17 protein-coding genes are annotated in these 19,712 nt (G+C 50.2%); 12 read left to right on the top strand and 5 right to left on the bottom strand.

Annotated features, from left to right (window positions below; genetic code table 11):
* The first annotated feature begins 163 nt into the window (after positions 1–163).
* Positions 164–937 carry a peroxide stress protein YaaA gene (yaaA, locus tag NHN17_RS08600; protein ID WP_255041892.1) on the top strand — a complete coding sequence of 258 codons (774 nt, stop codon included), beginning with the start codon at positions 164–166 and terminating at the stop codon, positions 935–937.
* Positions 938–1,041: 104 nt separating this feature from the next.
* Here the strand turns inward: yaaA and srmB are convergent, their stop codons facing one another.
* Positions 1,042–2,265 (bottom strand): ATP-dependent RNA helicase SrmB, encoded by a 1,224-nt coding sequence (gene srmB, locus NHN17_RS08605; RefSeq protein ID WP_255041893.1) that lies wholly within the window; start codon positions 2,263–2,265, stop codon positions 1,042–1,044.
* Positions 2,266–2,441: 176 nt separating this feature from the next.
* Positions 2,442–3,158, bottom strand: coding sequence for a tRNA1(Val) (adenine(37)-N6)-methyltransferase (locus NHN17_RS08610; RefSeq protein WP_255041894.1), 717 nt, complete (start codon positions 3,156–3,158; stop codon positions 2,442–2,444).
* A 362-nt stretch (positions 3,159–3,520) separates the two neighbouring features.
* On the opposite strand from NHN17_RS08610, the gene brnQ reads away from it, so the two are divergent.
* Entirely contained in the window at positions 3,521–4,840 is a 1,320-nt protein-coding gene (brnQ, locus tag NHN17_RS08615) for a branched-chain amino acid transport system II carrier protein (RefSeq protein ID WP_255041896.1), read from the top strand.
* A 119-nt stretch (positions 4,841–4,959) separates the two neighbouring features.
* On the opposite strand, the gene fldB is transcribed toward brnQ, so the two are convergent.
* A complete protein-coding gene (gene fldB / locus NHN17_RS08620) occupies positions 4,960–5,478 on the bottom strand; it encodes a flavodoxin FldB (RefSeq protein ID WP_255041898.1) in 519 nt (172 codons plus the stop codon).
* Between the two features lie 208 nt (positions 5,479–5,686).
* On the opposite strand from fldB, the gene xerD reads away from it, so the two are divergent.
* The 8 genes from xerD to NHN17_RS08660 all read left to right on the top strand — a co-directional run bounded on the left by xerD (position 5,687) and on the right by NHN17_RS08660 (position 16,150).
* Positions 5,687–6,583: a site-specific tyrosine recombinase XerD gene (gene xerD / locus NHN17_RS08625; RefSeq protein ID WP_255041997.1), complete on the top strand. Its 897-nt coding sequence runs from the start codon at positions 5,687–5,689 to the stop codon at positions 6,581–6,583.
* A gap of 196 nt (positions 6,584–6,779) precedes the next feature.
* Positions 6,780–7,502, top strand: coding sequence for a bifunctional protein-disulfide isomerase/oxidoreductase DsbC (gene dsbC, locus NHN17_RS08630; protein ID WP_255041899.1), 723 nt, complete (start codon positions 6,780–6,782; stop codon positions 7,500–7,502).
* Between the two features lie 160 nt (positions 7,503–7,662).
* A complete protein-coding gene (gene recJ / locus NHN17_RS08635; protein WP_255041900.1) occupies positions 7,663–9,387 on the top strand; it encodes a single-stranded-DNA-specific exonuclease RecJ in 1,725 nt (574 codons plus the stop codon).
* A 204-nt stretch (positions 9,388–9,591) separates the two neighbouring features.
* A protein-coding gene (gene prfB / locus NHN17_RS08640; protein WP_255041902.1) for a peptide chain release factor 2 occupies positions 9,592–10,690 on the top strand; the annotation gives its coding sequence in 2 pieces (ribosomal slippage) (positions 9,592–9,666 and positions 9,668–10,690; 1,098 coding nt in all).
* Positions 10,691–10,723: 33 nt separating this feature from the next.
* Positions 10,724–12,232 carry a lysine--tRNA ligase gene (gene lysS, locus NHN17_RS08645; RefSeq protein WP_255041904.1) on the top strand — a complete coding sequence of 503 codons (1,509 nt, stop codon included), beginning with the start codon at positions 10,724–10,726 and terminating at the stop codon, positions 12,230–12,232.
* A 453-nt stretch (positions 12,233–12,685) separates the two neighbouring features.
* Positions 12,686–13,969 (top strand): dicarboxylate/amino acid:cation symporter, encoded by a 1,284-nt coding sequence (locus NHN17_RS08650; RefSeq protein ID WP_255041905.1) that lies wholly within the window; start codon positions 12,686–12,688, stop codon positions 13,967–13,969.
* A gap of 209 nt (positions 13,970–14,178) precedes the next feature.
* A complete protein-coding gene (locus tag NHN17_RS08655) occupies positions 14,179–15,513 on the top strand; it encodes a sigma-54-dependent transcriptional regulator (RefSeq protein ID WP_255041906.1) in 1,335 nt (444 codons plus the stop codon).
* Between the two features lie 388 nt (positions 15,514–15,901).
* The gene (locus NHN17_RS08660) at positions 15,902–16,150 is read left to right on the top strand and encodes a hypothetical protein (protein WP_255041908.1); all 249 of its coding nucleotides are present in this window, start codon (positions 15,902–15,904) and stop codon (positions 16,148–16,150) included.
* A gap of 255 nt (positions 16,151–16,405) precedes the next feature.
* On the opposite strand, the gene NHN17_RS08665 is transcribed toward NHN17_RS08660, so the two are convergent.
* Entirely contained in the window at positions 16,406–17,440 is a 1,035-nt protein-coding gene (locus tag NHN17_RS08665) for an NADP(H)-dependent aldo-keto reductase (protein WP_255041909.1), read from the bottom strand.
* A 183-nt stretch (positions 17,441–17,623) separates the two neighbouring features.
* Here NHN17_RS08665 and NHN17_RS08670 point away from each other — a divergent pair, with 183 nt between their 5' ends.
* Positions 17,624–17,926, top strand: a complete 303-nt coding sequence (locus NHN17_RS08670; RefSeq protein ID WP_255041910.1) for a DUF6482 family protein — start codon at positions 17,624–17,626, stop codon at positions 17,924–17,926.
* Between the two features lie 6 nt (positions 17,927–17,932).
* On the opposite strand, the gene mutH is transcribed toward NHN17_RS08670, so the two are convergent.
* A complete protein-coding gene (gene mutH, locus NHN17_RS08675; protein WP_255041911.1) occupies positions 17,933–18,601 on the bottom strand; it encodes a DNA mismatch repair endonuclease MutH in 669 nt (222 codons plus the stop codon).
* A 579-nt stretch (positions 18,602–19,180) separates the two neighbouring features.
* Here mutH and rppH point away from each other — a divergent pair.
* A complete protein-coding gene (gene rppH / locus NHN17_RS08680) occupies positions 19,181–19,699 on the top strand; it encodes an RNA pyrophosphohydrolase (RefSeq protein WP_039465987.1) in 519 nt (172 codons plus the stop codon).
* Positions 19,700–19,712 lie beyond the last annotated feature (13 nt).

Raw genomic sequence — 19,712 nt, forward strand, 5'->3', positions numbered from 1 at the left:
AGTGAGCTTGGAGCATAAAAATTCCCTCCAGTTGCTGCCTACTTTAAGTGTAGCAACAACTTAAGGGAACATAGCGAATAGAAAAGACCATGCGTACAACGCGTGGTTTTTTTTTGTCATGCTGTTAACATCTTAGCCATATAAGATCAAAAGGAAGCATCCCATGTTAATAGTGGTTTCACCGGCAAAAACACTCGATTATGACTCTCCGTTGGCAACAGAGATGTTCACCCAGCCTGAGCTGACTGATCATTCGGCAGAGCTGATAGAAGTGTGTCGCGAGCTGACCCCGGCCCAGATAGCCAGCCTGATGAAAGTCAGTGATAAAATCGCCGGTTTGAATGCGGCCCGTTTCGCTGAGTGGCAACCTGAATTTACCACCGATAACGCCCGCCAAGCGATTTTAGCCTTTAAAGGTGATGTTTATACCGGTTTGGCCGCCGAAACCATGGATGACGCCCAATTTGCTTATGCTCAGCAGCATCTGCGAATGCTATCGGGCCTGTATGGCCTGCTGCGCCCGCTTGACTTGATGCAGCCATACCGTCTGGAAATGGGGACCAAGCTGGCCAACCCGCGCGGCACCAATTTGTACCAGTTTTGGGGCAATATCATTACTGATAAGATCAACCAGGCATTAGTTGAGCAAGGTGATGATACCCTGATCAACTTGGCGTCAAATGAATACTTTAAGGCGGTTAAGGCCAAGCAGGTGGCGGGTAAGGTAATAACTCCAGTGTTCAAAGACTGCAAGAATGGTACTTACAAGGTTATTAGCTTCTACGCTAAGAAGGCGCGTGGCATGATGGCGCGTTACATCATTGATAACCAAGTGGATTCGGTGGAAAAGCTCAAGCAGTTTGATACCGCGGGTTATTACTTTGTGCCAGCCGAGTCGACGGCGACCGAGTTGGTGTTTAAGCGCGAAGAGCCGTAATTATTATCGTGTAGAGTCGTGGTACCAATATTATTGGGTTTGGTATTAGAAAAAACGGGCTGGTGAATACCAGCCCGTTTGTGTATTAGGTGAAAGCAGAAGTATTACTTCTTCGCTTTTTTCTTTTTCACAGCCGCTTTCTTTTTCGGATCTTTTTTCTTCTTCTTTTTCACGGTCAGGGCTTTTTTGTGTTTCGGGCGCATGCCTTCGATAAAACGCTCTGCCACTTCTTCGTTCATGTAGCGACCAACACGATCGATCATGCTTTGATCATGTGCTTCGATAAGCGATATGGCAGTGCCTTTCTTACCGGCCCGGGCGGTACGGCCAATTCTGTGTAGGTAAACGTCGGCAGTACGTGGCATGTCGAAGTTGATGACGTGGCTGATATCCGGCAGATCGATACCACGGGCAGCAACGTCGGTTGCCAGCATGATATTTATTTCGCCATCACGGAAGCGGCGGATAGTATTGTTACGCGAGGCTTGGGCCATTTCGCCTTGGAGCCAGCAGCAAGGGATCTGCATCGCAGCAAGCTGGTCACGCAGTGTCGCCAGACGTTCTCGAGTCTTGACGAAAATGATGGTGCGTTCGGCTTCGCTTTTAAGAATTGTCTCCAGCAGCGCCAGCTTGTGGGCCATGTCGTCGCAGCGGTGGTAGTACTGATGGATTTTCTTGCGCTCACGACGTGGCGGCTCGGCATTGACTTCAACTGGCTCGTTAAGGATGGTGCTTGAGAAGTCGCGGACACCTTTGCCTTCCAAGGTTGCGGAGAACAGTAAGCTCTGGCGGCGCCAGCGACATTCGTTGTGAAGACGTTGGACGATTTTACCAAAGCCCATGTCCAGCATGCGGTCAGCTTCGTCGAGGATCAGGCATTCAATTGCACGGCAGTCAAAGCGCTCGCTTTCGATGTACTCCATCAGGCGACCCGGTGTTGCCACCACGATATCTTGGGTTTTGCCCAATAGCTCGGCATGCTCATCGTAGGAGATGCCGCCGGTAATGGTGAAAACCTTCAGCTGGGTGTGCTTGGCAAGCGCGCGGGCTTGATCGGCGACCTGAATAGCCAGCTCTCGGGTTGGTGTTAGTACCAGTACGCGCGCAGGCCCCGGCTTTTTACGCGGGAAATCCTGCAGGTGCTGGATCATCGGCAGAAGAAATGCTGCGGTTTTTCCGGTACCGGTAGGAGCGGACGCTAGTACATCTCGGCCATCCAGCGCGTGCGGGATCGCTTCAGCTTGGATCACGGTTGGGCGATCGTAGCCGAGATCGGCAATGGCCTGCAGCAGCTCGCTATCTAATTCTAATTCGGAAAACTCTCTCACCAGTCATTTCTCCTTGGGGAAATAAGGGAATCCCCCTCTTTTATATGGGGAGCCTATAGATCGCCGGTTACGTGCAAAAAACATAAGGGGCGGCATTATAGAGATTATTGCCGCAACGATCACCGATAAAAGTATAAAAACTTCCGCATTTCGCCAAATTGAATGCGGTATTCACATTACATTTTCAAGTAAAACGCCTTGGTTAGGGCAATAAAGCCCTTGCTGTACTGGCCGCCTTGGTGGATCACCAGTCGTTCGCTTTGGCACGATGACGGATTTGTCCCCAATTCGATCAGCAGCCGGCTCGGTGGTTTGCGCTCGGTGGTTTTCACTTTGCACAACCGCTGGCAATAGAGCTGGTGGACACGCGCCGCTTCGATCAATTGCTCGCCTTCATACACCGGTAAAATGAGGCTGGCACTTCCCGTTGGGCTCAGCAGGTGGCGAATAGCCGCCAGCAACTCGTGATGTGGCAAGGTATCGGTATGACGTGCCGTTGCCCGTGCTTGGCTGTCAGCCTGCTCACCATGGTTGAAATAAGGCGGGTTACAGACAATCGTACCGACGGAGCCGGCTGGTTGCTGGTTAGCCCAAGCCTGAACGGTTTGGTGCGCTATTTTGATGCGTCCTGTCCATGGGGAGTCGGTGACGTTGCGCTGAGCTGCCAATGCTGCACCGTTGTCAATTTCAATCGCGGTGATGGGATTGCCTTGCTTAGCTGTGCGTTGTGCTGCCATCAGCGCTAGCAAACCGCTACCTGTGCCGATATCGAGGATCGGGCCAGATGGCGACAGGGTTACCCAGGCACCGAGCAGAACCCCATCAGTACTGACGGGCATACCACAGCCGTGGTCATTAATGTGGAATTGCTTGAAGGTGAAACCTTTTGCCATGGCGTAGCTGGACCTTGTGATGTTTTTGACCTTGCCATTATAGCCTGCTCGGGAACAATTTAAGAATGATAACCTTCTGTTGAATAGTTGTTGCATGGTTATTGATTCTGTTTTTTATGTTTTTCATAAGTGGATTTTATCGGTATTTAACTTTGATCTGGTTGTTTTTTTTGGTTGTATATACTAGTTTTTTAGTGTTGAAACCAAAGAATGTAGTGTTTTTAACTGTGATATTGCTTATTGAGTGCTTTTTCGTCATTATGCTGCGAGCAAGGTCACATTCAGGTAATCCTTTTTTGTGGCCAAAAAAATAACAATATTTACAAAACAGCAGACATAACATCAAGAGTGGAAGGTGCAGTTTGAAAAAGTCACTCAGTTTTACCGATATCATGGCGTTGGGTTTTATGACCTTCGCTTTCTTCTTAGGCGCAGGTAATATCATATTCCCGCCACAGGCTGGCCAGCAGGCTGGTGATCACCTCGTACCGGCGATGTTCGGGTTCCTTTCAACCGGTGTTACCTTGCCGCTTGTTGCCATTATTGCCGTTGCCGTTGCCGGCGGTTGGAAAGGCATGACCCAAGACTTGCCGTCGAAAGTCGCCACATTACTGGCTGTGCTGATCTTTATCGTGATCGGCCCGGCATTTGCCGCTCCGCGTGCCGGTTTGGTTGCCTATGAAATGGGCGTGAAACCGTTTATTGCCGATGCAGGACAGCTTAGCCTTACAGTTTTCTCTATTGTCTTTTTTGGCATAGCGATGTTCCTGTCGCGTTCACGTGGCAATTTGGTTGATTTGGTCGGTAAGTTCCTGACACCGATTTTGTTTGTGGCCTTAGTGGTATTGGCTGTGAGCGTTGTCGTCAATCCGCAAGATGCGATTGAAGCGGCCAAGGGTGACTATGTCGAGATGCCGTTCCTCAAAGGCTTTGTCGAAGGGTATAACACCCTGGATGCGGTTGCCGCCTTGCTGTTCGGTATGGTGATTGTTGATGCCGTGCGTAACAAAGGTGTGACCGATGAGCAAGCAACCCGTAAATACCTGATCATGGCCGGCCTTATTGCCGCTGCCGGTCTGGCATTTGTGTATATCTCCCTGTTCTACTTGGGAGCGACCAGTGTCAACATTGCGGCCAATGCGTCGAATGGTGGTGATATCCTGGCGATCTACGTTGCGGCGCTATTTGGCCCTGCCGGCCAGATGATGTTGTCGTTGATTGTGTTGTTGGCATGTTTGACCACCGTGGTTGGCCTGATCAGTGCGTGTTCTGAGTACTTCTCTTCGCTGACTCGCTGGTCTTACGAAAAATGGGCGGTATTGTTATCAGTGATTTGCTGTGTGGTGGCCAATGTAGGTCTGAACCAGCTGATTGTCCTGTCGCTGCCAGCGCTATTTGCTCTGTATCCAATTGCAATGGCATTGGTTATCCTGACGTTCATCCGCCGCTGGTTGCCAAGCCCGACACTGTCTTACCGCGTTGTTATGCTGGTGGCGCTGTCGTTCAGCATGATTGATGCCGCTAAGGTCGCAGGGTTTAATGTTTCTGCATTCCGTGTTTTGCCGTTGTTTGATTACGGTATGGCGTGGGTGATGCCGACATTTGCGGCGCTGGTTGTGACTTGCTTTGTTGGTTCACAACAGGCGATTAAGCAAGACCAGCAGGAAAGCCAAACCGCTTAAGGTGATATAGATTGTATCGCTTTGACTAAAAGAGCGAAGACAAAAAAGGGATGCCTCGGCATCCCTTTTTGTATTTCCAGCCGCTCACGCACGGTTGGAGGGGGGCGATGAAAAAAGCGTTACAGCGTTTCGCTGTACTCAGTTAGGATTTGTTCACACCATGTCGTGATACGCTCATCGCTCAATTCATATTGGCTATCTTCATCCAGAGCCAGGCCAACAAATAGCGTGCCGTCGTCGGTAAGTGCTTTCGAGGCTTCGAAGTCGTACCCTTCATTTGGCCAGTAGCCGACAAACTGGGCGCCGGTCGCCAGCAGTTTCTCGTGCAGCATGCCCATCGCATCGAGGAACCATTCGGTATAGCCTTCCTGATCGCCAAGGCCGAATAGGGCCACGGTTTTGCCACTCAAGCTGAGCCCGTCGAGTTGCTCCCACACGGCTTCCCAGTCTTCCTGCAACTCGCCGAAATCCCACGTCGAGATCCCAAGGATCAGCATGTCATACTGGTTCATCCCGCTGATATCTGCTTCTTTGATATTATGTAAATCAACCAGTTCAGCACCGATGCATTCGCGGATTTTCTCCGAGGCCATTTCGGTATAGCAGGTGGTTGAGCCGTAGAATAAGCCAATCTTCATGCTGCTTGTCCAATGTGTAACGAATAATGATAGGGGATTCTACCTAGCTTGGGCGGTCTTGACTATTTCTGAGTGATTGAGTCAGAAATTCCGGTTGCAACTGGGCCGAGTCGTTACATTTGACTGGAAATCGTCTACCATTGAGTACTGTGTATTTATCCATGTGTTTTTGCGGGAAATAACCCCTAAAGCGTACACCGAGGTTGTAGTGGAAAACGATGAAGTGATCATCGAGCGGTTTCTCGATGCGATGTGGATGGAGCGGGGCTTGTCTGAAAATACCCTGATGTCATACCGCAATGATCTGAAAAAAATGGAGAGCTGGCTCGACGAGCAAGGGCTAACGCTAGAGCGGGTGTCTACCGATGATCTGCAGCGATATCAGCAGTGGTTGTTCGATGCTGACTATAAACAGACTTCCCGGGCCCGCATGGTGTCGGCGATCCGTCGTTTGTTCCAGTATTTAAATCGGGAAAAAATGCGCGATGATGATCCCAGCGCTCTGCTCGTTAGCCCAAGGCTGCCCAAGCGCCTGCCCAAAGATATTACCGAAGAGCAAGTCGATGCTTTGTTGTCGGCTCCCGATCCCAACGATCCGATAGAGCTGCGTGACAAGGCGATGCTTGAGTTGCTGTATGCCACCGGGTTGCGTGTTACAGAGTTAGTCAGTCTGACGATGGAAAATGTCAGTTTGCGCCAAGGAGTGGTGCGGGTTATCGGTAAAGGTAATAAAGAGCGCCTTGTGCCGATGGGCGAGGATGCGATTGACTGGATTGAACAGTTCCTGCAAAACGGGCGCCCCTTATTGTTAGGGGAGAAAAGCTCGGATGTGGTATTCCCGAGCAAGCGAGCCAAACAGATGACTCGCCAGACATTCTGGCATCGGATCAAGCACTATGCGGTGAAGGCCGACATTGATGCAGAGACATTGTCCCCCCATGTGATGCGCCATGCGTTTGCGACCCACTTGCTCAATTACGGGGCGGATCTACGAGTGGTGCAGATGCTGCTCGGGCATAGCGATTTATCGACCACCCAGATTTATACCCATGTTGCGACCGAGCGACTCAAACAGCTACATGGTGAGCACCATCCACGAGCTTGAGTGGCTGTTTAGCCTTGCTTACCGTGATGGCTAACCTGCATCTGGTTGATACTTGGGTATATACTAGAAAGGGTGAGATTATTTGCGGAATGTGAAATTTTTTTGCACTATCGGGGTCATATACCCCGTAGTGATGGGTGCTGGCGGTGATCGCCATACTCCGGCACGAACTTATTTTTTTAAAGGAAAGAGTCGCATGCACTTTTTGAGTCGTACGTTACTTGCAACCGCAGTGGCAATGACTGCCTTTACGGCATCAGCCAAGCCAGATGAGGCGGCAATTACAAGCAAGTTGAGTAAACTGGGGCTGGCGCCGGTTTCTATCAGCGCTTCACCGCTACCTGGGCTCAATGAAGTCGTGACTGAGCGTGGCATTTTTTATGTGTCCGATGATGGTGGCCATTTCATTCTTGGCAGTCTATATCAGGCTACTGATGCAGAGCCGGTTAACCTGACCGAGCAGAAGATGGCTAAGTTGAACAAGGCCAAGCTACAGGGGATGGAGGACGAAATGATCGTCTATCCGGCCAAAGATGAAAAATATGTGGTAACGGTCTTTACCGATACCAGCTGTGGTTATTGCCGCAAGCTACACAGTGAAATGCAGGCCTACAATGATGCGGGTATCACCATTCGCTATTTGGCCTTTCCACGTGGGGGGGAGCGCTCGCGTAACTTCGGTGAGATGAGTGCTATTTGGGGAGCCAAAGATCCGGCGAAAGCGATGGATCAGGCCAAAGAAGGCACCTTTAACCCTGCCGGTGTTGAGACACAGAACGATTTGATCAATAAACATTATCAGCTCGGTGTCGCAATGGGTGTTTCCGGTACGCCGGCGATGATTTTGGAAGATGGCACTATGCTGCCGGGTTACCAGCCGGCGCAAATGCTGCGTCAGATGCTAGATAGCCGCGGTTAAAAAAGCATACACCCAGTGACTCGGGTACAAGGCCTCGGCTAAGACCGGGGCTTTTTTACACGCCGAATTTCTGTTGCCCGCTCATGTTCAGCGCCTATAATGGCTTGAGGCACATATGCCCAAGTAACCCTAACTTATCCCCTGCCTATAGACTGACCCAATGATTGAAATTAAACGCCGTCCAGAAGCCGATACCAGCCAGTTTACCGACTCAACTCCGCCTATCTTGCAGCGGATCTATGCTGCCAGAGGTATTTCTAGTGAAGTTGAATTGGAGCGCGGGGTACGCGGGTTGCTGGGTTATAACCAGCTGTACGGCATTGCCCCAGCGGTGGCACTGCTTAAGCAGGCATTAGCCGAGCAGCGTCGGATCATCGTTGTCGGTGATTTCGATGCCGATGGGGCAACAAGTTCAGCATTGTCCGTGCTGGCATTGCGGATGCTAGGCAGCCGTAATGTCGATTATCTGGTCCCTAACCGTTTTGACGATGGCTACGGCTTGAGCCCTGAAGTGGTTGAGCAGGCTGCCGATCGCGGGGCTGAACTGATCATGACGGTGGACAACGGGGTCTCTTCTATTTCTGGGGTTGCCGCAGCGAAAGCGCGCGGTATTCAAGTATTGGTCACTGACCACCACTTACCGGGAGATGTATTACCGGAAGCTGATGCCATCGTGAACCCCAATCTGCATGAGTGTACGTTTCCCTCCAAAGCATTGTGTGGGGTAGGGGTTGCCTTCTACCTGATGCTAGCCGTGCGTGCGTCGCTGCGTGAGGAAAACTGGTTTGCCGAGCAGGGGCTACCAGAGCCTAATTTGGCTGAGTTGCTGGACTTAGTCGCGCTGGGGACCGTGGCCGATGTGGTGGCTCTGGACGGAAATAATCGTATTTTGGTTCATCAGGGCCTGCAGCGTATTAGGGCTGGTAAGTGCCGGCCGGGGATCCGTGCCCTGATTGAAGTCGCCAACCGCGATCCAGCCCGTTTGGTCGCCACCGATTTGGGTTTTGCCTTGGGGCCGAGGATCAATGCGGCTGGACGTTTGGATGACATGTCATTCGGGGTGGAATTATTGCTGTGTGACAACATTCAGGCTGCGCGCAGAATGGCCACCGAGCTTGATGCCTTGAATCAGACTCGCAAGGAAATTGAGCACGGAATGAAAGAAGAGGCGGTGGCGATCTGTGAGCGCCTTAAGTTTAACAAACAGGACATGCCATACGGTTTGTCGCTGTTCCAGCGAGACTGGCACCAAGGCGTGATAGGGATCCTTGCCTCGCGTATCAAAGAGCAATATCACCGCCCGGTGATTGCCTTTGCTGATGCCGGTAACGGTGAAATCAAGGGCTCGTGCCGCTCTATCCCCGGTTTGCATATGCGTGATGTGTTAGATCTTATCGATACCCAAAACCCAGGGATGATCCTCAAGTTTGGCGGCCATGCCATGGCGGCAGGACTGACCATTCCTGAGACGCAATTGGACGCCTTTAATCAAGCCTTTGACAACGCGGTACGTGCTGAACTCGACGAAGATGCATTGCGTGGCGTGTTGCTCAGCGATGGTGAATTAATGCCGCAGGAGTTGAACTTGCAGGTGGCAGAAGTGTTGCGGGCTGGTGGGCCGTGGGGGCAGCAGTTCCCCGAGCCGATGTTTGATGGCCGCTTCCGTCTGCTGCACCAGAAGCTGGTGGGTAGCAAGCATCTCAAGATGATGCTTGAGCCATTGGCTGGTGGCAGCGTGATTGATGCTATTGCCTTCAATGTTGATGTTCGTCGCTGGCCGGATGCCTCGGTCCAGCAGGTAGAATTGGCATACCGACTGGATGTCAACGAGTTCCGCGATAACCGCAGCGCCCAGTTATTGGTCGAGCACATCACGGCTGTTTAAGTGCCGTTTGGCGGGCAAAAACAGTCTGCCGCTATCCCGGTTGCAGAGAGGCAAGGTGAAAAGCCGCCTCTTTGTAACAGACGGCGTTTTTGTGATCGGGTTAAAAAAATAAATTCGCCGATTCCCTTCCCTTTCCACTGTATATTCTATCTACAATTCGATAGAATCCTTCGGTTATGTCCATTTCGGCTATGAAGAGTGGCAATGTTCGAGATTAATCCTATTAAAAACCGACTTGAGGATGTATCAGCACGTACTGATATCCTTAGGGGGTACCTTTGACTATGATGCTAAGAAAGAGCGTCTAGAAGAGGTCAATGCAGAGTTAGAGCAACCTGATGTATGGAATGAACCCGATCGCGCACAGGCGCTGGGGAAAGAACGTTCATCATTAGAAGCGATTGTTGATACGATCGATCAGCTGGACCAAGGCGTGGAAGACGTCGAAGGTTTGCTTGAGCTGGCGATTGAAGAAGAAGATCAAGAGACATTTGACGAGATTGAACCAGAACTCGCTGAGCTAGAAAGCAAACTGGCCAAGCTTGAGTTCCGTCGTATGTTCTCTGGCGATCACGATGGCTCAGATTGCTATATCGATCTACAGGCTGGTTCGGGTGGTACCGAAGCACAGGACTGGACGTCTATGATGCTGCGTATGTACCTGCGCTGGGCAGATGCCAAGGGCTTCAAAACAGAAGTTATCGAAGTATCTGAAGGTGATGTAGCTGGCCTTAAGTCGGCAACTGTCCGTATTAGCGGCGAATATGCTTACGGCTGGTTACGTACAGAAACGGGTGTTCACCGCTTGGTGCGTAAGTCACCATTTGACTCCGGTGGCCGCCGTCATACGTCATTCTCATCAGCATTTATTTACCCGGAAGTGGATGACAACATTGATATCGAGATCAACCCATCTGATCTACGTATTGATGTTTACCGAGCTTCGGGCGCAGGTGGTCAGCACGTAAACACCACTGAGTCGGCAGTACGTATTACCCACGTGCCGACCAATACCGTGGTGCAGTGTCAGAATGACCGCTCTCAGCACAAGAACAAAGATCAGGCGATGAAGCAGTTGAAAGCGAAACTGTTCGAGCTTGAGATGCAGAGACAAAATGCTGAGAAGCAAGCCAATGAAGACTCAAAGTCTGACATTGGTTGGGGTAGCCAGATCCGCTCTTATGTGCTGGATGACTCCCGTATTAAAGATTTACGTACCGGGGTGGAAAATCGTAACACCCAGGCCGTACTTGACGGCGATTTAGACCGTTTTATTGAAGCCAGCCTGAAATCAGGTCTGTAACCGACTCCGGTTAAAACATTTAAGGGTTAACCCATGACTGATCAATTACAAGATGAGAATAAGCTGATTGCTGAACGTCGCGCGAAATTGGATAAGATCCGCGAAAATTGCAAGGCAAACGGCCACCCAAATGATTTCCGTCGCGATAGCCTCGCGGCAGATCTGCAGGCTAAATACGGCGAACTGACTAAAGAAGAGCTTGCTGAAGCGGGTAACGTAGTGGCAATTGCTGGCCGTGTAATGGCTAAGCGTGGTCCTTTCCTTGCGATTCAAGATGTCTCTGGCCGTGTTCAGGCTTACGCTGACAAGAACGTTCAGAAAGAGCTGAAAGAAAAATACTCAGGTCTGGATATCGGTGACATCATCGGTGTTAAAGGAGCCCTGCATAAATCAGGTAAAGGCGACCTTTACGTTAACATGGACGAGTACGAGCTGCTGACCAAAGCACTGCGTCCTCTGCCAGAAAAATTCCACGGCCTGACTGATCAGGAAATGCGCTACCGCCAGCGTTACGTTGACCTTATCGTTAACGACGACTCGCGTAATGCGTTCATCATCCGTTCTAAGCTGGTAGCTGCAATTCGTAACTTCATGATGTCTAAAGACTACCTTGAAGTTGAAACGCCAATGATGCATGTGATCCCTGGCGGTGCGACAGCGCGTCCGTTCATCACTCGCCACAATGCACTGGATATCGACATGTACCTGCGCGTGGCACCAGAGCTGTACCTGAAGCGTTTGGTTGTGGGCGGTTTCGATCGTGTATTCGAAATCAACCGTAACTTCCGTAACGAAGGTCTATCGCCACGTCACAATCCAGAATTCACCATGATGGAATTCTACCAGGCTTACGCGGACTACAAAGATCTGATGGATCTGACGGAAGAGATGCTAAGTACGGTTGCGATGGAAGTACTGGGTTCAACGGCGATGCCTTACGGTGACGAGACGGTTGAGTTCGGCGGTACTTACATGCGTATGAGCATGTTTGAAGCGATCAAGCACTACAACCCGAACCACGAGCAAATCCAGGCGCTGACAGAAGAAGATCTGCAGAACCGTGAGCTGATGGTTTCTATTGCCAAGTCTGTTCACGTTGAAGTGGAAGATTTCTGGACATGTGGTCAGTTGCTAGAGGAGATCTTTGGTGAAACGGCTGAGCCGAAACTGATCCAGCCAACGTTCATTACGGGCTACCCGGCAGATATCTCGCCATTGGCACGTCGCAGCGATGACAACCCGTTCTTCACTGACCGCTTTGAGTTCTTCATTGGTGGCCGTGAAGTGGCGAATGGTTTCTCTGAGCTTAACGATGCTGAAGATCAAGACGCACGTTTCAAGGCACAGGTTGAAGCGAAAGATGCCGGTGATGACGAAGCCATGTTCTACGATGCTGATTACATTACAGCGTTGGAGCACGGTCTTCCGCCAACAGCGGGTCAGGGGATCGGTATCGACCGTCTGGCAATGCTGTTCACCAACACTCACACTATCCGTGACGTCCTTCTGTTCCCGGCTATGCGCCCGCAGAACAACGACTAATCCACGCTGATTGTGAATGATGAAAGCCACCTCCGGGTGGCTTTTTTATTGGCTATCAAAGCAATCTAAGGGCCTTTCTGATTGGGATCAGAGAGGCCTTTTTAATAGTTTCCAATAATAAATCTGGTTACAAAATGTTCGTATAGTAAACGCGTGGGTGTGATGAGGGGCACGTTTTCCGTAATTGATAATTATGTATACAAAGCCATATATCGCCAAACTTTGTGCTATTGATAGTGTGAATAAGTTACCGTTTTGCATGGATTTTAGTGTTTTGTTTTGGATTTACCGTCTGATTCTGGTGATTAATGATGTATTTAAATTGTATCTAGATTGTAAAAATTATTCTTTTAAGTTTGTATTCACTGTGTAAAATGACGCCCAATCTCGTGATGGACAGCGGGAATGGGAACTAAATATAGTTTTTAAAGCACAACAGACTGGAGATGGACGATGAAGAAATCGCTATCAGGAAAGATATTTGCAGGCTTATTTGCCGGCCTGATCATCGGTACGGCAATACAGTACCTGTTTAATGGCGTGACCTTGATGGATACTTATGTGCTCGGCTTGGCAGAAGGTGCTGGCGGCATGTTTGTCTCGTTGATCAAGCTATTGGTTGTTCCTTTGGTGTATGTGTCGATTGTTTGCGGCATCGTTGAACTGAAAGACATTACCGCGTTTGGTCGCCTCGGTGGTAAAACCTTTGCCCTATACATTATCAATACCATCATCGCCATTACCGCAGCCTTAACGGTTGGGATGATTTTCCAACCGGGCGCCGATGCCAATTTGGCCGGTACCGTGTCGGAAGCCGTTGAACTGACGGCGACAGAAACCCCGGATATCTTCTCACTGATTGTAAACATCGTACCGAGTAACCCGGTGCAGGCATTTGCCAATGGCGATATGCTGCAGATCATCTTCATGGCGATCCTGACCGGTCTGGCGATTCAGGCACTGGATACCCGTGGTGGCCCTGCCATCAAGACCTTCAAAATGGCCAATGAGATCATGATGAAGCTGGTTGGCCTGGTGATGAGCTTAGCGCCATTCGGCGTGTTTGCCCTGATGATCCAACTGGGTGCCACTTTGGATGCCAACACCTTGATGTCAGTAGCCGGTTATGTGGCTCTGGTTGTCTCGATGCTGGTGTTCTGGATTTTCTTCTTCTACCCAATGATGGTGGGTCTGGCAACCGGTATCAAGCCGAGTGAGTTTCTCCGCCATACTCGCGAACAGATCCTGTTCTCGCTATCAACGGCGAGCTCGAATGCAACGATTCCTGTGACTATGCGTACACTGACTGACAAAATTGGTGTGTCGAAATCTGTGGCTGGCTTTGGTGTTCCATTGGGGGCAACGATGAATATGTCTGGGGTATCTATCTACATTGCCCTGGCAACGCTGTTCGTGGCCAATGCTTTCGGCCAGCCAATCAATAGTGCTGATATCTTCACTCTTGGTCTGACTATCCTGTTGCTCTCTATCGGTGCCGGTGGTGTACCGGGTGGTGGTGTGGTGATGGTGGGTGTGCTGCTGCACCAACTAGGCCTACCACCTGAAGGTTTGGCAATCATTGCAGCTGTTGACCGTATCAATGATATGTTCTGCACCAGCTCGAACGTGGTCGGTGACACGGCAGTCAACACCATTGTGGCGAAATCAGAAAATGAAATCGGCACCGCCGTTGAAACCGATTCAGAGCTTCAGGCTGAGCGCGCTACGGTGAGTTAACAATAGGTCTCAATGGGATGAAACATGAAAGCGCCTTCGGGCGCTTTTTTTATTTGCGTCTAAAATTTTTGTCTATCGCCAGACTTAGCTACAATTTTAATATTAAATTAATTGCGCATTAGTTAGATTGTATTAACTGGTTGGTTACAGACTATGTCTGAAATGGCACCTTAGCCAATAAGGATGCTCTGGCCGAGAAGGTATCGCGGATGAAAAGAACAAAGGGAAACAGTTCTGTCTTGGGGACATTGGTGATTTTAGGTGGTGGGGCACCGACCTGGATAAAGGTACTGGAGAAAGCGGGCTGGGCTTGCCATCGCTGTTACGATCTCCGTGCTGCCGAATCGTTGATGCTGGAAATTGGCCCCTGTATTGGCGTTGTCGATCTCACTCGGGATGACTTTAGCCTGCAAGGGGTGGCTGGGCTGGTCAACCGCAACAAACAGGTGCGCTGGCTGGCACTGGTACAAGAGCGTCAACTTAACCATGATTCTATTTGCCAGTTTATCGTTAACTTCTGTATCGATTACTTCACCGACCCGGTACCTGAAGCTCAGTTACTCGGCACCATCGGTCACCAGTTAGGGATGCTCCAATTGGAGCATAGGGTGTGGCCGCAGCTCGGAGTGTTTGGTCAATCTGGTTTGCAGGGCGAGCAGGCAGCAATGAAAAAGCTTCGTCATCATGTCAAAAGGATCGCGATGGCAGATGTCCCGGTTTTGGTCCAGGGAGAGATCGGCACTGGCAAGGAGTTGGTTGCCCAGGCTATCCACCAAGCGTCGACCCGTGGCAAGGGGGCGTTTGTCAGTGTGAATTGCGAAGCATTAACAGAGAGCTGGATGGCAGAGCTAGCGACTGGTAAACCGGCTGAGTGTTGCCTAGCCGCAGCAGATGGTGGGGTGCTGTTTTTTGATGAAATTACCCAGCTTGATCTCGAGCGCCAGCAGGAATTGGTTCGTTTGCTACAAGTCGAAGCCTTTACTATGGTTTCGGGCCGAAAAGTGTCAGTGGATACTCGGGTTATTGTTTCAACCCGTTATTCTCAAGAAGAACTTTTGGAGTCCGGGCTGATCAGTGAGGAGTTGTACTTTAGGCTTAATGCCTTGGGGGTGATGGTGCCAGCACTCCGTGAGCGGGGCGAAGATATCGTGCTGTTGGCCGAGTTTTTTATGCTGAAATTTGCCCGTCAGTACAATAGCCCGGTCAAGCAGCTATCATCGGAAGCTGGCCAGCTACTGGTGAGTTACTCTTGGCCTGGCAATGTCAGGGAATTAATAGGCCATATCAAGCGGGCTATTTTGTTGGCTGATGATAAAGTATTACAAGCCGATCACCTTGATCTACCCCGAGTGATGGACGATAAGCAAAGCCTCAAAAAAATCCGGGCTGATTCGGAGCGTGGGGCAATATTGACGGTGCTCGAAAACAATAAAGGGCAAATATCAGCTGCTGCCAGGGAGCTGGGGGTGTCGAGGGCCACCATGTACCGCCTGCTCAACAAGCATGATTTAGTGCCACCGCCCAAACACTTTCGTCAAAGCTGAAACTGGTGGCATTGTCTGGCGTTATACGTGATAGCGGTGAATAATTCATCAAATTCTGCGGGGCCAAGCTAATGCGCAGAGCATTGTTTTTTTATCACCGCAATCGAGCCTAGGTGGTTGTTTTGTATTCACTACTTGTTACAATAAACCCATACTTCAAATCTTCATAACTTATTACCGGAGGAGCTGATATGCCAGTTACTATCACGATGTCGTACACCAGTTCATTCGGTGAGACCTGCATCAAACCTAATCATTAACGGCAATCCGCTGTGTAAATGGGCCGCGGATTTCTGTCGCGGCTAGCTAAGTTTTTGCTTATGTTGTTAGCCTGAACGGCAGGATCTGTGTCCCTCCAACTATCTGTAATTATTTGGAGAGTACAATTATGCGCCAATCAGTATATCTACGCCTTGCAGTCTTTCTTGTCCAACTCGATGTAAAACGTGAGGATGCCCAGTGGCGTCGAGAACACCGTCGTGTTCAGGTCCACCTGCCGTACCATCTTTCGGCTTATATGCTAAAAGACATCGGTATCGATGAAGAGCAGCGTATGGCCCCACATCTACTGAGCACCTCTGCGAGTCGTAAGGTTCGCCATTTGAGACGGGAATACAAATCTAGACTCGTGACGTAATGCCTCCCTCCGTAAAACGGTTGCGGAGGGAGGAAAACATGACGAACTGTTAGCGACAGGGAGAGACCGTCATGGCTTGTAACATTTACCAACGCTTTGCGACGAATGCTCTCTAGAGCAAGGGTGGAAGCTTAGGTAAAGTAGCCGGGCATCAACAAAGGTGTCTACCTAAGTTGGTTGAGCTAATGTTTTTTGGCCTCCGTATTACGGGGGCTTTTTTTTTGCCTGCGATTTGCTGGCGGGGGCATTGGCAAGTCAAGGGCAAGGGTTGGAATATTGAACGCCGACCTGTTGCAGATCCTGCAACACCTCTTCACTTAGCTCGACATCTAGGCTGTCGATGTTTTCGTTAAGTTGTTCGAGCGTAGTGGCGCCGATGATATTGCTGGCGACAAAAGGACGTTGGTTGACGAAGGCCAGTGCCATCTGGCTAGGGTTCAAGCCATGCTTGTGGGCAATATTGACGTAGGCTTCGGTAGCGGCAATGCCTTGCGGTTTGAAGTAACGCGAAAAGCGTTCGAACAAGCTGCAGCGGGCTCCTTCCGGGCGGGCATTATTTAGATACTTACCACTAAGGGTACCGAAAGCGAGTGGTGAGTAGGCCAGTAGCTCGACCCCTTCATGGTGGCTGATCTCCGACAAACCGACTTCAAAGCTGCGGTTGAGCAGGTTGTAGGGGTTTTGGATGGTGACCACTCGTGGCAAGTTGTGCTTTTCGGCCAGGCGTAAAAATGACATGACGCCCCAAGGGGTCTCATTGGATAGGCCGATATAGCGGATTTTCCCCATTCTGACCAATTCGGCGAGTGCTTCAAGCGAGTCTGTCAGGGTAACGCCGGAATGATCCTCTTGGTATTGGTAGTTGAGCTGGCCGAAGCAGTTAGTCTCACGTTGTGGCCAGTGCAGTTGGTACAGGTCGATATAGTCGGTTTGCAACCGATTGAGGCTGGCTTCAACAGCGTCGTGGATATTGCGCCTGTCGAGGGCCATGTCCGGTCGGACATAAGGTAAATTGCGGGGCCCAGCCACCTTGGTCGCAAGGATAACCTTGTCACGCTGGCCGGTTTTTTTTAGCCAGCTACCAATATAAGTTTCGGTGAGCCCTTGGCTTTGTGCGTTGGGTGGAACAGGGTACATCTCGGCGGTATCAATGAAGTTAATCCCGCGTTCAAAGGCTAAATCAAGTTGGCTGTGTGCCTCTTGTTCGTTGTTTTGCTCACCAAAGGTCATGGTGCCGAGGCAGATTTTGCTGACCTCAAGGCTCGAGTGGGGGATCTTGTGGTATTTCATTAGCCCTCCTTGGACTGAGCAGATGTTCTGTCTTCGACTATAGCGCGAGTTTTATAGTGTGAGAAGTCCTACAGCACCTCGGCAGGTCCCTACCTTAGCCTTGCTGAGTTAGGGATTGTGACTAATAGTTAGGTATTGTCGAAAGTGGTAATGCAGAGTAACGCTGGGGGAGGCGCGATCGCGATGAAGCTGTCACAACTGAAACACTGGACCAAAGCGGGAGGTGGGGCTACTCCTGCTTGTATTTTGACAAGTTATGCAGGGTGTTCTGATTACCTGATCGAAGTGGAATACAAGCATCACCTCGAGCCGCTCAAAACCGAAAGTGGGGATATGGTTAAGTTTCAGTCCATCGAGCAGGTGAGGGAGCTGTTGCGGCCGCTGGGGATCACCAGTGTGACACTAAGGGTCATTGACCCCTATGATGAATTTTCGCCTGATGGGCTGCTGAGTAACTGCCGTGAGGATATGACGATTGCGCTATAATCGTGCCTAAAGGATAAAGTACTTTTCCAGCAGGCTGGCGGTAAACTGGGTCTTGAGGTAAAACCCTCTTGGCAGGGTTTTGATCGGTTGGCCATTGGCGCCGTATGCTTCGGTCTGCGCTTTACTGTTTGCCGCTTTAGGGCGCAATTGAAGTACTTCACCGTGGCGTGCGGTGATCTGCTCGACTTGGCCGAGTACGATCATATCCATCAGCTCCTCCCAGTCCTGCCGGAGTTGTTGCTCTTCCTCTGGTGAAGGGCTCCACAGTAGCGGAGAGCCGACATGACGATCGGCAAGAGGAATGTCTCGCTCTCCCTCAACCGGGACCCATAGTACCCGTGCGAGCTTATGGCGGATATGGCTGTTTTCCCAGCATAGGCCATGCAGTCCTATTAGCGGGGCAACACAGACGAAGGTCGTTTCCAGCGGTTTGCCGTGATATCCCACAGGAATAGTCTTGAGCTCAATGCCCAGGTCGTCGAAATCAGGCACCGGTTTGCTACCGGCACTGGCACCGAGGTGCCACTCCAGCAATTGCCCGACCCAGCCCTTGTCACGGCGGAGATCCGGCGGGACGACAATATTGGCGATCTGTGCCAGTTCACCGAGGGTCATTCCCGCGAGAGCGTTGGCACGCATCAAAAGTTCCTGTTCAGTCTTCGGGGTGGGTTGCATGACGTTTACCTTCTTTGTGGCAGGAGATCCTACCATAGCCGCCGTAGAGGATCCTATTATCTAGTTATCCACAGGGGGATGAAGGAAAAACTTTCCACCAGCCTGTCTGTGCATTTATACAGGTGTTGGTTGGTAAATTAATCAGTTTCCTGGTGCTTTTTTGAGTGATTGGTGCTTTTTGATGTGGATAAAATGATGATTGGTTGATCTTTGACCGATCGTGGTTGGTGGTGCAAAAATACGAGCTGTAAAACGTGGTTATAGTTGCTTTTTTGGTTTTTAATTCATGTTTATTAAGGTTTTTACTTTAATGTTGAGTCTCTGTTTTTATTTATTAGTTACTACAAACTCAATAGTAATCCTCTGGATTGACGGCTTCTTAACAAATCTATCCACAGAAAACGTGTATAAATGTGGGCTATGTCTCATTGGGGTGTTCATAAAGTATCCAGTCACCGAAAGTTATCCAGATAATGAGGCTTGGCTAGTAAAATAGACGGATAAATAACAATGTTTGTTTACCCATTGAGTTGTCTGTGAAAAAATCACTATTAATAGAGATTTAATTGAGGTCGTCCAGTGATTGATGGCGATGGGTACCGCCCTAATGTGGGTATTGTGATCTGTAATAGCCATGGCCAAGTATTCTGGGCTCGACGATATGGACAACATTCTTGGCAGTTTCCGCAAGGTGGGATTGATGAAGGGGAAACCCCTGAGCAAGCCATGTACCGGGAATTATACGAGGAAGTAGGGCTAACCAAGAAGGATGTACGAATTGTGGCGTCAAGTCGCCACTGGCTTCGTTACAAGTTACCCAAGCGCTTGGTGCGCTGGGATTCCAAGCCGGTTTGTATCGGGCAAAAGCAGAAATGGTTTCTGCTCAGTCTAGAGTGCGATGAGTCAAAGGTGAATATGCAACGTGGCAGTACGCCAGAGTTCGATGGTTGGCGTTGGGTCAGCTATTGGTACCCGGTGCGTCAGGTTGTGTCTTTCAAGCGAGATGTTTATCGCAGAGCATTAAAAGAATTTGCTGCTATAGCTATGCCTTTTAAAGAGCGCAAAGAGCGAAAAAAGCGCCGGGGCAAGCGCGGCTAGGCCTGTTGGTAGG

The organism is Photobacterium pectinilyticum (genome assembly GCF_024357955.1).
In the GTDB taxonomy this organism is placed as follows: Bacteria; Pseudomonadota; Gammaproteobacteria; order Enterobacterales; family Vibrionaceae; genus Photobacterium; species Photobacterium pectinilyticum.

Bases quoted from the DNA above. Each gene is read 5' to 3' on its own strand.
- yaaA (WP_255041892.1), top strand. From the start codon at position 164: ATGTTAATAGTGGTTTCACCGGCAAAAACACTCGATTATGACTCTCCG.
- NHN17_RS08610 (WP_255041894.1), bottom strand. From the start codon at position 3,158: ATGGCAAAAGGTTTCACCTTCAAGCAATTCCACATTAATGACCACGGC.
- fldB (WP_255041898.1), bottom strand. From the start codon at position 5,478: ATGAAGATTGGCTTATTCTACGGCTCAACCACCTGCTATACCGAAATG.
- dsbC (WP_255041899.1), top strand. From the start codon at position 6,780: ATGCACTTTTTGAGTCGTACGTTACTTGCAACCGCAGTGGCAATGACT.
- recJ (WP_255041900.1), top strand. From the start codon at position 7,663: ATGATTGAAATTAAACGCCGTCCAGAAGCCGATACCAGCCAGTTTACC.
- lysS (WP_255041904.1), top strand. From the start codon at position 10,724: ATGACTGATCAATTACAAGATGAGAATAAGCTGATTGCTGAACGTCGC.
- NHN17_RS08650 (WP_255041905.1), top strand. From the start codon at position 12,686: ATGAAGAAATCGCTATCAGGAAAGATATTTGCAGGCTTATTTGCCGGC.
- NHN17_RS08655 (WP_255041906.1), top strand. From the start codon at position 14,179: ATGAAAAGAACAAAGGGAAACAGTTCTGTCTTGGGGACATTGGTGATT.
- NHN17_RS08660 (WP_255041908.1), top strand. From the start codon at position 15,902: ATGCGCCAATCAGTATATCTACGCCTTGCAGTCTTTCTTGTCCAACTC.
- NHN17_RS08665 (WP_255041909.1), bottom strand. From the start codon at position 17,440: ATGAAATACCACAAGATCCCCCACTCGAGCCTTGAGGTCAGCAAAATC.
- NHN17_RS08670 (WP_255041910.1), top strand. From the start codon at position 17,624: ATGAAGCTGTCACAACTGAAACACTGGACCAAAGCGGGAGGTGGGGCT.
- mutH (WP_255041911.1), bottom strand. From the start codon at position 18,601: ATGCAACCCACCCCGAAGACTGAACAGGAACTTTTGATGCGTGCCAAC.